The organism is Pseudomonas sp. TH39(2020) (assembly GCF_016650715.1).
Lineage (GTDB): Bacteria > Pseudomonadota > Gammaproteobacteria > Pseudomonadales > Pseudomonadaceae > Aquipseudomonas > Aquipseudomonas mandelii_C.
In genome coordinates this window covers 2642365-2655943 of sequence record NZ_JAEKFF010000006.1, presented here as the reverse complement: position 1 = coordinate 2655943, position 13579 = coordinate 2642365, and the positions used below count along the sequence as shown (strand labels likewise).

13 protein-coding genes are annotated in these 13579 nt (G+C 60.4%); 8 read left to right on the top strand and 5 right to left on the bottom strand.

The window, feature by feature from the left end; translation table 11 throughout:
* The first annotated feature begins 128 nt into the window (after positions 1 to 128).
* From JFU47_RS19850 to JFU47_RS19825, 6 genes are all read left to right on the top strand, one after another.
* On the top strand, positions 129 to 647 hold the full coding sequence (locus tag JFU47_RS19850) for an RNA polymerase sigma factor (RefSeq protein ID WP_201185068.1): 519 nt from the start codon (positions 129 to 131) through the stop codon (positions 645 to 647).
* Positions 644 to 1612: a FecR domain-containing protein gene (locus JFU47_RS19845; protein ID WP_201185067.1), complete on the top strand. Its 969-nt coding sequence runs from the start codon at positions 644 to 646 to the stop codon at positions 1610 to 1612. The genes JFU47_RS19850 and JFU47_RS19845 overlap by 4 nt, the downstream gene beginning before the upstream one ends.
* 239 nt (positions 1613 to 1851) lie before the next feature.
* Positions 1852 to 4281, top strand: a complete 2430-nt coding sequence (locus JFU47_RS19840) for a TonB-dependent siderophore receptor (protein ID WP_201185066.1) — start codon at positions 1852 to 1854, stop codon at positions 4279 to 4281.
* Between the two features lie 72 nt (positions 4282 to 4353).
* Positions 4354 to 5484, top strand: a complete 1131-nt coding sequence (locus JFU47_RS19835; RefSeq protein WP_201185065.1) for a PepSY-associated TM helix domain-containing protein — start codon at positions 4354 to 4356, stop codon at positions 5482 to 5484.
* Positions 5481 to 5660, top strand: a complete 180-nt coding sequence (locus tag JFU47_RS19830; protein ID WP_008147122.1) for a hypothetical protein — start codon at positions 5481 to 5483, stop codon at positions 5658 to 5660. The genes JFU47_RS19835 and JFU47_RS19830 overlap by 4 nt, the downstream gene beginning before the upstream one ends.
* A 159-nt stretch (positions 5661 to 5819) precedes the next feature.
* Positions 5820 to 6449 (top strand): glutathione S-transferase, encoded by a 630-nt coding sequence (locus JFU47_RS19825; protein WP_201185062.1) that lies wholly within the window; start codon positions 5820 to 5822, stop codon positions 6447 to 6449.
* A 210-nt stretch (positions 6450 to 6659) separates the two neighbouring features.
* On the opposite strand, the gene creD is transcribed toward JFU47_RS19825, so the two are convergent.
* The 4 genes from creD to rloA2 all read right to left on the bottom strand — a co-directional run bounded on the left by creD (position 6660) and on the right by rloA2 (position 10999).
* Positions 6660 to 8030: a cell envelope integrity protein CreD gene (gene creD, locus JFU47_RS19820; RefSeq protein ID WP_140674749.1), complete on the bottom strand. Its 1371-nt coding sequence runs from the start codon at positions 8028 to 8030 to the stop codon at positions 6660 to 6662.
* 286 nt (positions 8031 to 8316) lie between these two features.
* Positions 8317 to 9738 carry a two-component system sensor histidine kinase CreC gene (gene creC / locus JFU47_RS19815; RefSeq protein ID WP_201185061.1) on the bottom strand — a complete coding sequence of 474 codons (1422 nt, stop codon included), beginning with the start codon at positions 9736 to 9738 and terminating at the stop codon, positions 8317 to 8319.
* Positions 9738 to 10418: a two-component system response regulator CreB gene (gene creB / locus JFU47_RS19810; protein WP_008147111.1), complete on the bottom strand. Its 681-nt coding sequence runs from the start codon at positions 10416 to 10418 to the stop codon at positions 9738 to 9740. The genes creC and creB overlap by 1 nt, the downstream gene beginning before the upstream one ends.
* A 74-nt stretch (positions 10419 to 10492) precedes the next feature.
* Positions 10493 to 10999: a retropepsin-like aspartic peptidase RloA2 gene (gene rloA2, locus JFU47_RS19805; RefSeq protein WP_201185059.1), complete on the bottom strand. Its 507-nt coding sequence runs from the start codon at positions 10997 to 10999 to the stop codon at positions 10493 to 10495.
* Between the two features lie 299 nt (positions 11000 to 11298).
* Between rloA2 and JFU47_RS19800 the strand changes: the two genes are divergently transcribed.
* On the top strand, positions 11299 to 12186 hold the full coding sequence (locus tag JFU47_RS19800) for an acyltransferase (RefSeq protein ID WP_201185058.1): 888 nt from the start codon (positions 11299 to 11301) through the stop codon (positions 12184 to 12186).
* Position 12187: 1 nt separating this feature from the next.
* Here the strand turns inward: JFU47_RS19800 and JFU47_RS19795 are convergent, their stop codons facing one another.
* A complete protein-coding gene (locus tag JFU47_RS19795) occupies positions 12188 to 12739 on the bottom strand; it encodes a DUF2780 domain-containing protein (RefSeq protein ID WP_201185056.1) in 552 nt (183 codons plus the stop codon).
* Between the two features lie 215 nt (positions 12740 to 12954).
* On the opposite strand from JFU47_RS19795, the gene JFU47_RS19790 reads away from it, so the two are divergent.
* A complete protein-coding gene (locus JFU47_RS19790) occupies positions 12955 to 13545 on the top strand; it encodes a fasciclin domain-containing protein (protein ID WP_201185053.1) in 591 nt (196 codons plus the stop codon).
* Positions 13546 to 13579: the final 34 nt, after the last annotated feature.

Genomic DNA, 13579 nt, shown 5'->3' with positions numbered 1-13579 from the left:
AAGGTTCGGTGCCGGGTCCAGAATCCCGGTTATCCCCACCCGACCAGCGCCAATTGCTTACCTCCCCCGCCTCTGCCACAATCGCGAACAATTCTCGTTAGTTAATACTTCCCAATCGGTGATGCTGCGTGTCGTCAGTCCAAAGCCCTCAAAGTGAGCTCGTTGGTGCGTTGTATCGCGACCATCGCAGTTGGCTATTGGCCTGGCTGCGACGCAATGTGGCCTGTCCGCAACGGGCCGAAGACCTGAGTCAGGACACTTTCGTGCGTTTGCTGGGTCGTGAAGAGCTGAAGGAGCCGCGCGAACCGCGCGCGTTTCTGGTGGCGATTGCCAAGGGTCTGCTGTTCGACTATTTCCGCCGCGTCGCGCTGGAACAGGCCTACCTCATTGAACTGATGCTGATCCCCGCAGGTGAACAACCGTCGGTGGAGCAACAGCAACTGATTCTCGAAGACCTCAAAGCCATCGACCGCCTGCTTGGCAAGCTCTCAAGCAAAGCCCGGGCGGCGTTTCTCTATAACCGTCTCGACGGCCTCGGCCACGCCGAAATCGCCCAGCGCCTGGGCGTGTCCGTTCCCCGAGTGCGTCAGTACCTGGCCCAGGGCATTCGTCAGTGCTACATCGCGTTGTACGGTGAGCCGGTATGAGCCCGGTCAGCTCTAAACCCGTCTCAGCGCAGGTGCTGGATGCCGCGATTGCCTGGCAGTTGTCCCTGGACTCCGGCAACCCGGTGGAGCGCGAAGAGTTCGCCAAATGGCACGCCGCCCACGAAGAACATGCGCGGGCATGGCGCCAACTGGGCATGCTCGACCAGCGCTTCAGCGTTGCCAGCGGCCCGGCTCGCACTGCTTTACTGCAATCGCGCGAAAGCATTCGCCGGCGTGTGCGCAAACTCGGCAGCGGCGTGGCCAGCATCGTCGCGGTGATCGGGTTGGCGTTGTTCGCCGGTGATCGTTACCTGCCGATCGACTATTGGCTGGCCGACCAGCGCACTGCCACCGGTGAGCAACGCACCCTGCGCCTGACCGACGGCACGCTGATCAACCTCAACACCCACAGTGCCGTGGATGTGCGTTTTGATGAAAAACAACGGCTGATCATCCTCCAGGAAGGGGAAATCCTCGTCGAAACCGGCCATGGCGACGCCCGGCCGTTTATCGTCGAAACCCGCGAAGGCAGCCTGCGCGCGTTGGGGACAAGGTTCTTGGTCAAGCGCGAAGAAGAAGGTACGCGCCTGAGCGTGCTGAAATCGGCGGTAGCGGCCCATCCCGAGTCGAGTCCTGAAGAGCAGATTCTGCGTGAAGGCCAACAAGTCCTGATGCGCAGCAATGGCCTCGGGCCGATCGTCGCGCTCAACCTCGGCGCCGATGCCTGGACCCGCGGCATGCTGGTGGTGGACAACACACGGCTGGAGGACCTGATTCATGAACTCGGTCGTTATCGACGCGGGCATCTTGGCGTTGCTCCAGAAATCGCCGACCTACGCATCACCGGCAGCTTCCCGCTGCACGACACCGATCTGGCCCTGAGCGCCCTGCTGCCGACCCTGCCGGTGCAGATCGAACAGCACACGCCGTGGTGGGTGACGGTAGCGAAGGCTGAAGGCAAGTGATGTTGAGCCAGGTAAGACGCCTTCGCGAGCAGGCTCACTCCCACATTTGAAATGCGTTCCCTTGTGGGAGCGAGCCTGCTCGCGAAGGGGCCATCAGCTTCAGCACAAACCTGATGACATCTGACAATCCATAACGGCTTGTTTACTGAATCGAAATTATTTCCAATCAGCTCTATCACTTTCGGATTCTCGTGCGGCACCTAGGCAATTGAGAAACATTTCCATTCAGGAGCCGCTGTATGTCCCGTTCGCTAGACACCGTGTTGCGCCCCAGTTTGCTGGCGATTGCCATTGCCCTTTGCGCCCCTCTGGCCAGCAGCCAGCTGATGGCCGCTGAACAGGCGTCCAGCGTTCGTGCCTACAACCTGCCGGCCGCGCCCTTGGCCAGCACCCTGAACCAGATCGCCAGCCAGGCGGGTCTGGCGCTGTCGTTGAATCCTTCACTGGCAGCGGGCAAGACCTCGGCGCCGGTCAAAGGCCAATTCGACGCAGCCGGCGCTCTGCGTGAAGCCTTGCGCGGCACCGGTCTGCAACTGGAACAGAGCAGCGCTGGCACTTATAGCCTGGTGGCCGTGCCTGAAGGCGTGATGGCCCTGCCGGAAACCGCCGTCATTGGCGTGGAAAACACCGAAAGTGCCTGGGGACCGGTGCAAGGTTACCTGGCGACCCGCACCGCCGCCGGCACCAAGACCGATACCGCGCTGGTCGAAGCACCTCGCTCGATTTCGATCGCCACCCGCGAGCAAATGGACGACCGCAATGTGCATAGCCTCGATGACGCCGTGCGCTATATGCCCGGCATCGTCGCGAGTAGTTACGGCAGCGACACCCGTGCCGACTGGCTGCGCGTGCGGGGTTTCGAACCGACGCAATTCCTTGATGGCCTGCCACTGCCAAAAGGCGTGTACGCCAACCCGAAACAGGAAACCTGGAACCTCGACCGCCTCGCCCTACTACGCGGACCGGCCTCGTCGGTTTACGGCCAGACCCCGCCAGGCGGCTTGCTGGACATGGTCAGCCGTCGTCCCAGCGCCGAGTCGAGCAGCGAAATCCAAGTGCAATACGGCAGTGACAACCATCGCCAGATAAACTTCGCCAGCACCGGCAAGATCGACGACGAAGGCCAGTTCCTCTACGGTTTGAGCGGTGTGGTGCGCGACAGCGGCACGCAGATCGACCACGTCGACAACAAGCGCTACAACATCGCGCCGAGCCTGACCTGGAACATCGACGAAGACACCCGGTTCACCCTGCTGACGCAATTCACCCGCGACGATACCGGCATCACCAGCCAGTTCTTGCCGGTGCAAGGCACCAGGATCCATTCGCCACTCGGCAAGATTTCCCATCACAAGAACCTCGGCGACCCGGACTGGGAATTTTACGACCGCACCTATTACGCACTGGGCTACGCCTTTGAACATCGTTTGAACGATGTCTGGCAGTTCAAGCAGAACCTGCGCTACACCAAATCGGACCTGTCCTTCCAGGCCCTCACCCCCGGCGCCTACCCGTTCACCCAGGTCGATGCCGAGGGCAACGTTGGCCGCTCGAGCACCAGTGTCGACGAGGACATCAGCCAGTTCGCCGTGGACAACAACTTCCAGGGCGACTTCGCGACCGGCGACATCCGTCACACCCTGTTGATCGGCCTCGATCACCAGCGCACCAACACCAACTACACCTCGATCTTCGGTGACGGTCTGACCACCAACGTCAACAACCCGATCTATGGCCAGCCCATTGTTCGTCCGCCACGTTCGGCGGCGTTCTATGACTACGACCAGAAGACTTACCAGACCGGCCTGTACGTCCAGGACCAGATGGCCCTCGACCAATGGCGTCTGACGTTGGGTGGTCGTGAAGACTGGGTCCACACCGGCACCAGGTTCTTCAACAAAGGCGATGCCACCAACACCGAGCGCGACAAGAACTTCAGCGGCAACGCGGCGATCAGCTACGTGTTCGAATCGGGCTTCGTGCCCTACTTGTCCTACGCCGAGTCGTTCCAGACGACCAGCAACGCCACGGCATCGCCGACCGATTCGTTCAAGCCGACCGAAGGCAAACAGTGGGAACTGGGCATCAAGTACCAACCGCCTGGCAGCAGCACTCTGTTGACCGCTGCGGTCTACGACCTGACCCAGAAAAACGTCTCCGTCACCACGACCAACTCGGACAACGTTTCGATCACCAGCCAGACCGGTGAAGTGAAAGTCAAAGGCCTGGAACTGGAAGCCGTCTCTGACGTGACCGAGAACCTCAAGGTGATCGCCGCTTACACCCTGGCAAAATCCGAAGTGCAGAAAGGCGATTTCAAAGGCAATCGCCTGCAACTGATGCCCAATCAACAGGCTTCGCTGTGGGCCGATTACACCTGGCACAACGGCGTGCTGGACGGTTTCGGCATCGGCGCCGGCGCTCGCTACACCGGCAATACCTACGGCGATCAGGGCAACACCTGGCTGGGCAAGGCCGACGCTTACACGGTGTTCGATGCGGCGGTTCATTACGATCTGGGTCGTCTGGACAACAGCCTGAAAGGTGCCTCCCTGGCCCTGAACGCCACCAACCTGTTCGACAAGGACTACATCTCCACGTGCGACAGTTTCTATTGCTACTACGGCGACCAACGCAGCGTCGTCGCCAGTGCCACTTACAAGTGGTAATGGCCTGACCTTGCACGCCCAAGTCCCGAGCCGTCCGACATGGACGGCTTTGGTATTTCTGAAGGCTATGAAATGAAAAGCAAAACAATTCGCCGCTGGTCCTTCGTCCACACCTGGACCAGCCTGATCTGCACCGTGTTCCTGCTGATGCTCGCGCTGACCGGCCTGCCATTGATCTTTCACCACGAGATCGACCACTTGCTGGGCGATGCCGCTGAACTGAAGGCGATGCCGGCGGACACCCCGCTGCTGAATTTGCAGCAGTTGGTGCGGGCGGCTGAAAAGCATCGGCCCGGCGAGGTCATGCAGTATTTCGGCTTTGACGAAGAAGAGCCCAACGCCGCGATTACGATCATGGCGGCCACCGCCGGCACCGAACCGAACTCGTCTCACACCTTCATGCTCGACGCCCGCACCGGCGAAGCGCTGGAGATGCCGTCGGCCAACGGCGGCTTCATGATGATCATGTTGCGCCTGCACGTGGACATGTTCGCCGGTCTGCCGGGCAAGTTGCTGCTGGCGTTCATGGGCATTCTGTTCGTGGTGGCGATTGTCTCCGGGACGGTGCTGTACCTGCCGTTCATGCGCCGTTTGAAATTTGCCACCGTGCGCCAGGACAAATCCACCCGCCTGCGCTGGCTCGACCTGCACAATTTGATCGGCGTGGTGACGCTGACCTGGGCCTTGGTGGTCGGCGTCACCGGCGTCATCAGCGCCTGCGCCGACCTGCTGATCGCCGCCTGGCGCAACGACAGCCTGAGCGCGATGGTCGCGCCGTACCGCGACGCACCGCCACTGACACAACTGGCGCCCGCGACCCGCTTGCTCGACATCGCCAAGGAAGTCGCACCGGGCATGCAGCCGGACTTCATTGCCTTCCCTGGCACACGCTTCTCCAGCGAACACCATTACGCGGTGTTCATGAAAGGCAGCACTCACTTAACCTCGCACCTGCTGACACCGGTGCTGATCGACGCCAGTACCCTGCAAGTCACCGCCGTGGCCGAACGTCCTTGGTACATGGACGCCATGGGCATGTCTCAACCGTTGCACTTCGGCGATTACGGCGGCATGCCGATGAAGATCCTCTGGGCGACCCTGGATGGGCTGACCATCATCGTGCTCGGTAGCGGGGTTTACCTGTGGGTGGTGCGGCGCAAGGCGGCGAAACCGGTGCTCGATAACGCGGAGAGTCCAGCATGAGGCCGAGGCAGTCGAATTTCTGGAAGGTTTTCTCCACCCCTACAGTCATCGCCCTGCTCAGCGCCGCGGGGTTGTTTGCCGCGTTGCTGGGGGATGGCGTGTGGGACGCGTTGAGCTGGCTTGGCCTGGGCATTCCCGCCGCCCTTGCCCTGCGCGGCCTGCTGCAGCGCCGCTGATCCAAATCGATTGGCGAACTCCTGTAGCAGCTGTCGAGCAGCGCAAGGCTGCGTTCGGCTCGGCAGCTGCTACAGAGCCACAGATCAATGCGCCAACCGCTTGAGCTCCCGGATCAACGCGCTATGCTGCCCAGCACTGCCCCATACCGAGACGCTGCCATGTCCGCCGCCAGCATGACCCTGTTCCACAACCCCTTGTCGCCCTTCGTTCGCAAAGTCATGGTGCTGCTGCATGAAACCGGTCAACAGGACCGCGTGGCGCTGCAAGACTGCGTGCTCACACCGGTCAGCCCGGACCTGATACTCAACGAAGACAATCCGCTGGGTAAAATTCCGGCCTTGCGCCTGGCCGATGGCAACGTCATCCATGACAGCCGGGTGATCCTCGATTACCTCGACCACCAGCACGTCGGCAACCCGCTGATACCGCGCGACGGCTCAGCCCGCTGGCGGCGCCTGACCCTGGCCTCCCTGGCCGATGGGATCATGGACGCTGCGGTGCTGATTCGTTATGAAGTCGCCCTGCGTGCCCCGGAAAAACACTGGGACGAATGGCTCGATGGCCAGCGCGAGAAGATTCGTCGCGGCCTGGCATTGCTGGAAGCGGACGCGATTGCCGAGCTGACCAGCCATTTCGATGTGGCGGCGATCAGTGTTGCCTGTGCGTTGGGTTACCTGGATTTGCGCCATCCGGATCTGGAATGGCGCACGACGAATCCGAAGCTGGCGAACTGGTACTTTGAGGTGAGTCAGCGGCCTTCGATGCTGGCGACTATGCCGAAGGTTTAGAACTTCGCTCGCTGTCAGGGCCTCTTCGCGAGCAGGCTCGCTCCCACAGTTGATCTTTGGTGGGCACGAATTTTGTGTTCACAGGAGATCCCCTGTGGGAGCGAGCTTGCTCGCGATTGCACCACACCGGATCTAACGCAAACAACCCGCGAATCAGCGTCGCCAACACCTCGCCCTCCTGCTGATCCTCACGCAACCCCAACGACCGGCTCATTCCACAGCCCCAATATCAAACGCCAACGGCTTGGCCGACTTCGGCCCAATCCCATACCAGTCCAGCTTGCGGGTCAGCACCATAAACACGCCCAACAACCCGAACAACAGCAGCGAACCCATCAACAACGCGTAATCCTCTGCACTGAGCAAGCCATAGAGCAAGCCATACAACGCCGCCAATCCCGCCGAAAAACTCAAGCCGTGACGCACGCTGCGTAGCACATGGCAGACATAAAACCCGATCAACAACACACAGCTGCCCGCCGATAACAGATACGCCAGGGCAAAGCCGATGTGCTCGGACAGCGACAACAACAGCAGGTAGAAAAACGCCAGGGCGACGCCCACCAGCGCGTACTGGATTGGATGCACGGCCATGCTTTTGAGTACTTCGAACAGGAAGAATCCGGCAAAGGTCAGGGCAATGAACAGCAGCGCGTATTTGATCGCCCGATCACTCTTGAGGTACTGATCCACCGGATCGATGAAACTCACCCCGAAGTTGCGGCTCTTGAACTCGTCACAACGGTCGCTGGTCAGGCAGTTGGTCAAGGCTTCTTCCAGGTTGGTGGAAAAGAACGAAGTCTGCCAATTCGCGGTAAAACCTGTCCCGGTGACTTCACGCTGAGCCGGCAAGTACTTGCCGATAAAGCTCGGGTGAGGCCAGTTGGCCGCCAGTTGCACCTTGCTGGTTTTGCCGACCGGAGTGATCTGCAACTGGCCGGTGCCCTGCAGGCGCAGGTCAAAGGCGAACGCCAGTTCCGCGCCTTTGTGCCTGTCCAGCGCGGGCAACATGACGTGTGCCCCCTCGCCTAGCCAGCCCAGCTGCGTGCCCGGTTCAAAGTCCAGACTCTGACCATTGAGGTCCAGTTTCAGGGCATTTTCGATCCCGCGGATATCGCTGATGCCTATCGTCAGAAACGCTTGATCAAACTGATAATCGGCGAAATCTTCCTTGATGCCCAGCTGCGCGGGAATCGAAAACAGGCCGCTGATGTGGTTGTCGGCGTGGTACAGCCGCGCCTCGTAAATACCCCGCGAGCGCAACTCGGTCTGCACCTTGCCGTCGAGCTCGAAACGCTCCGGCAGAAAATACAGATGGCCGCGTTCTTCGCCGGTTTCCTGGTAGCGCTTGTTGGTTTTCTCATTGGTCTTCCAGATCCGCACCACTTTGCGATACGGCACCACCATCAGCGGCCCGCTGAGTTGCTGGCTATAGCTGGAACTGCGGGCGATGTCTTCGAGGACACCGTCGCGCAGTTGCTGGCGGTCCTGGATCACGCCGTTAATCATCAGGAGCGGGATCAGCAACAACAGAATCAGAAGGGCAATTGCCCCGAGTTTTAGGGTCAGGCTGCGGTTCATGGGACTCTCCCTGTTTGGATGGGGCGAGTCTGGGATTTGTATGTGGAGGGGGTGTGGGGGGAATGTGGAGACTTTATGGAGAGTGTTTTCGACAGGGAAAACCACCCCTCACCCTAACCCTCCCGAAACGTCGGACCGCCCCAGGGGGTAGAGGGGACTGACCGAGGTGTTCCTGAGAAATTTTGCGACCGGGGAAATAGAGTCGAACTCAGGTTTTGAAAAGCTTGAAGATCTGCTCCCTTTCCCCCTCTCCCGCGTGGGGAGAGGGCTGGGGTGAGGGGTGGCTCTAAGCAGGCATACACAACTTGACCTCAACGCCGTCGTCGACATTACCGATGCTTACCGCTCCACCATGCAACTTCACCACCTCCTCAACAAAGTTAAGCCCCAGCCCTGTGCTTTTGCGCCCACTGTCCGGGCGCGGCAGCGAATAGAATCGTTCGCTCAACCGCGGTAACGCATAGTCGGGAATCGCCTCGGCCTGGTTGAACAGTTTGAACTCGATCTGCTCACCGATCCTCTCGGCGCTGAATCGCAGCAAGCCCTGCGCCGGGGTGAAATCCAACGCATTCTCCAGCAAATTACCCAATGCCTGACGCAACAGGAACGGTTCACCGGTCAGCACCAGATCCGCTGCAACGGTGTGCTCCACGCGCAACTGCTTGCCTTCGATGCGCGCCGCCTGAGCGCTCAGCAATTCATCTACCAACTTCGCCAGCGGTACCGCCACCCGTTCCTCCAGCCCTTGGCGTTGCTCGACCAGGGCCAGATTCAACAGGCGTTCGATCAACTGCTGCATCCGCGCGCTTTCGCTGTCGATGTTGCTGACAAAACGCTGTTGCTGGGCCAGCGGCATCTCGCCTTGCAGCAACTCCGCCGCGCCGCGAATCGCCGCCAGCGGGCTTTTCAGTTCGTGGGTCAATGTGTGCACGTAACGCTCAACGTAGGCTTTGCCTTCGAGTTGCGTGCGCATCTGCTCCACCGCCGTCGCCAGTTGCTCGAGTTCACCGCCACGGTAGTGCGGAACCTCGACCCGTCGACCTTCACTGACTGCCTGAGCGTAAGCAGTCAGCCGCCGCAGCGCCGCGCTCAGCCACCAGGACAACAGCGCGCCAAACAGCAGACCGAGGCCGATCAGCCCGGCACCCCAGGCAAGCAATCGCCGTTCGGTGCGATCAACGTATGGCTGCAACGAGCTGTTGGGTTTGGCCACGGTAACCACGCCGATGATCTGGCCGTTGTCGCGGATCGGCGCGCCGACGTGCATCACCGAGGAGTTCGGATCGTCCGGATCGCTGCGGCTGGAACGAGCGCCATATTCGCCTCGCAGGGTCAGTAAAACGTCGTTCCAGCGCGAGTAATCCTGCCCCACAGCCACACCGCTGGAGTCCAGCACCACAACGCCCTTGGCATCGGTGACGTAGATCCGGTGGTTGACCTGATTCTTCGGCAATCCCCAGATGCTCGCCTTCGGTTGTCGTTCGCCATAAGCCTTGAGCAGTTCCGGCCAACGGTTCTGATTCAGGGTGCCGGCCTTGAAGTCGTCGCGCAGAATTTCGGCCATCAGGTTGGCGGTGTCGACCAGCGTTTCTTCGGTTGACTGGCGCACGCCGGGACGGATTTCTTCCATCACGGTGTTCAGAACGAAGTAACCGGTCAGGCCGATAAACAGCACATAAACCAGAAAAATCCGGATCCCCAGAGGCATCAGCTACGCCCCGGGCTGTAACTGTAGCCGAGGCCGCGATGGGTCTGGATCGGCTCCGCGTCGGCCTTCACCTGACGCAATTTGGCGCGCACGCTCTTGATGTGGCTGTCGATGCTGCGCTCGTACCCGGCATCAGCAGCCACGCCCAGCGCATCGAGCAATTGCTCGCGGCTGAAGACGCGTTCGGGTTGGTCCAGCAGGCATTGCAGCAGACGGAACTCATGGCGGGTCAGGGTTAGAAGCTGACCGCGGTAGCTGATCTGCACCCGTTCGCTGTCAATGCGAAACAGCGCCGATGCCACCTCGGCGGTCGCTCGCGGCGCCATGCGTTTGAGAATCGCCCGGACCCGCGCCGCCACTTCCCTTGGGCTGAACGGCTTGACCACGTAATCGTCGGCACCGATTTCCAGGCCTACGACGCGATCGATTTCAGCATCACGGGCGCTGAGGAAGATCACCGGCACTTCGCTGAAACGCCGCAATTGCTTGCAGGTCTCGAAGCCGCTGATGTCCGGCAGACCAATGTCGAGAATGATCAGGTCGGCCGGAGTCTGGCGCTGATGCTCAAGCGCAGCGGCGCCAAGGCTCAGCCAGGTGGTGGTGAAGCCCTCGCCCTGCAAGGCGAAAATCAGGGTGTCGGCAATCGCCGCTTCGTCTTCGACAATCAGGATATGAGGCATGGCGTCCGAGCCCGGGAGTTAAGTGGGCGAACGGTGCCCCAAGGCTCACGTCACGTCAATGAGACCACTTGAAATCAGCAGTCGGGTTTGTCCGCCGTAAAGCGCCGTGCCGGGTTCACCGCCGCGCCGAACTCACGCAAGGCTTTGGCACCGATCAACAAAGGGTAGTTGAAGCTGCTGCGGTCGGTGAGGTTGACCTCAACGGTGCGCTTGACGTTGCCCAGGCACAGTTCCAGATCGACCACCGGACGCTTGGTGGGTTCGACGGCGTCCTTGTCATCCTCGTCTTCTTCGGAGCGGGTCTTGATTTTGCTGATCCGCGCGACCTTGTGTTCGTAGACCTTGTTGCTCGCGCCTTTGGTAGCGAGGCGGAAACGCACCCACTCGTCGCCGTCACGGGTAAAGGTTTCGATGTCTTTGGCCGACAGCGACGCGGTCAGGGCGCCGGTGTCCATCTTGGCCTTGAGGACTTCGCCACCGATTTCCGGCAGCGCGATGTATTCGTAGCGCCCGTACAGGGTCGGCTCAGCGGCCAGGACCGGCAGGGCCACGAGGGAAAGCAGAGCAAGGAGGGATTTCACGTAATGGGCTTCCTTGGGCAATTGGGGCGTCGAACGCGGAATTTTAGACCGCCAGTAGGGAATTCGTTCGTTCTTCAGATCTTTCGCGAGCAGGCTCGCTCCCACAGGGATCTCTATTGTTCACAGTTCATGTGTTCAACACACAAATCCTGTGGGAGCGAGCCTGCTCGCGATGGGGCCGGAATGATCACGACAGGACCAGCATAACCACGTAAAGGTGAAACATTCGTCGTCGCCGATTTGGCCTGCCGTCCGAAGCTGCTTATCATTGCGCGCCCAAAAGCTTTCAAGAGTTATTTATGCGCCGCCTGCTCACCGGCTGTTTCGTTACCCTGCTGCTGTTGCTCAACACCCTGGCCCTGTTCGGGCCGCTGATGGTATTCGCCTTGCTCAAACTGGTCCTGCCCGGGCGCTTGCGTGATTACGCGTCATGGACGGTCATGGGGATCGCCGAGACCTGGGCCGAAATCGACAAGCTGATTTTCCGCCTGTGCATCCCCACGCAATGGGACATCCGCGGCGGCGATGACCTGCGGGTCGACACGTCGTATCTGGTGATCAGCAACCATCAATCCTGGGTCGATATCCCGGCGCTGATCCAAACGCTGAACCGACGCACACCGTTCTTCAAGTTCTTCCTCAAGAAAGAGCTGATCTGGGTACCGTTCCTGGGGTTGGCGTGGTGGGCGCTGGATTACCCGTTCATGAAACGCTACACCAAGGCATTCCTGGCGAAACACCCTGAGTTGGCTGGCAAGGATCTGGAGATCACCAAAGCGGCGTGCGAGTTGTACAAACGTCAGCCGGTGACGGTGGTCAATTACCTGGAAGGCACACGCTATACCGCGGCGAAAAGTGCCCAGCAGCAATCACCCTTTATGCACCTGCTCAGGCCCAAGGCTGGCGGCGTGGCGTTCGTACTGGCAGCAATGGGTGAACAACTGGACGCCGTCCTTGATGTGACGGTGGTGTATCCGCAGCAGACGATCCCGGGATTCTGGGATTTGCTCAGCGGCAACGTGCCGAGGGTCATCATCGACATCAAGACCCGCGAACTCGACCCGGCGCTGTGGCAGGGCGATTACGAAAATGATCCGCCGTTTCGCGACACCCTCCAGAACTGGGTCAACCAGCTCTGGATCGAGAAGGACCTGCGCATCGACGCGTTGCGCGCCGAGCGCCGCTGAATTAGGTACCGGTGCCTGCGCCCCAGATCCCGCCCAGGTTTGTCAGCAGCGACCCGCCGACGCCCTGCTGACCGAAAAATTGCAGAAGCACGGGGGCAAACAGGCCGATCATGCCAGTGTCCATGCCCAATGCGTTGAAGGCACTGTTCAGGTCATTGGTGTTACTCACGTTGCCCAAGACGTTGCCCAGACCTGCCGCTTTACCGGACGAGCCAAGCAAGCCGCTGAGGACGCCCAGTTCACCGCCACCGGACAGTAAGTCGATTCCGGGCACGCTTTTGGCCAACGCCGAGTAGTCGGTCGAACTCAATTGATTCTTCGCCAGACCGAGCATCGCCCCGGCACCGCCAATGGCTTGTTCTGGTGTCACGTTCAATTGGCTGAGCGCACTGAGCAGACCGGCCGTCTGCGCGGTCGGCGCGGCTGCGGCGGCGTCATCGTCCTGCGTGCCGGAGATGGCATTGGCCGCATCGAACAGGCTGAACTGAGCAAAGACCGGACTGGCCGCCAGACACATCAGCGAAGCCAGTGCAAAACCGCGTGAAATCTTCATCCAGACATCCTCATGGGCCATGAAAACCGCCCGGCAATGGGCGGCGAAAAACCGTGGTTTGGACTGGCATCCCGGGGGATTGTTCCCAGCCTTGGCGAGCCCCTGACGAACAGTCGAAAAAGAATTCACCGGCGCTGCATCCAGTCTGGCCCCGCCCGCGTATATCAAGCACGGACAGACACTCCTGGCCGATTCCCTTCACGAGGATCATCACCATGAAACGCACTTCGATCAAAACGCCGTTGATTGCCAGCCTGCTGACCCTGACCCTTGGCGGTGGATTCGCCCTGAACACCGTGCAAGCGGCAGACACGAGCCATGCGGTCATCGTCGGCGGCCAGAGCATGATGCCGAGCAAAGACATCATCGATAACGCGGTGAACTCCGCCGACCACACCACCCTGGTCGCCGCCGTGAAAGCCGCAGGCCTGGTAGATACCCTCAAGGGCAAAGGCCCGTTCACCGTGTTCGCCCCGGTGAACTCGGCTTTCGCCGCCCTGCCGGCCGGCACGGTCGATACTCTGCTCAAACCCGCCAACAAGGCGACCCTGACTCACGTCCTCACCTACCACGTGGTCGCCGGAAAACTCGACATGCTGACCCTGGCCGAGAAGATCAAGGCCGGTGGCGGCAAAGCCGAACTGACCACCGTCGCAGGCGGCAAGCTGTGGGCGATGATGAACGGCCCGCACAACATCACAATCAAGGATGAAAAAGGTGACGTCGCCGACATCACCACCTATGACGTGTACCAGTCCAACGGTGTGATTCAGGTCATCGACAAAGTACTGATGCCGAAAAGCTGAGGGGTGCCGCCGACCCTGTCCATCGGGGTCGGCG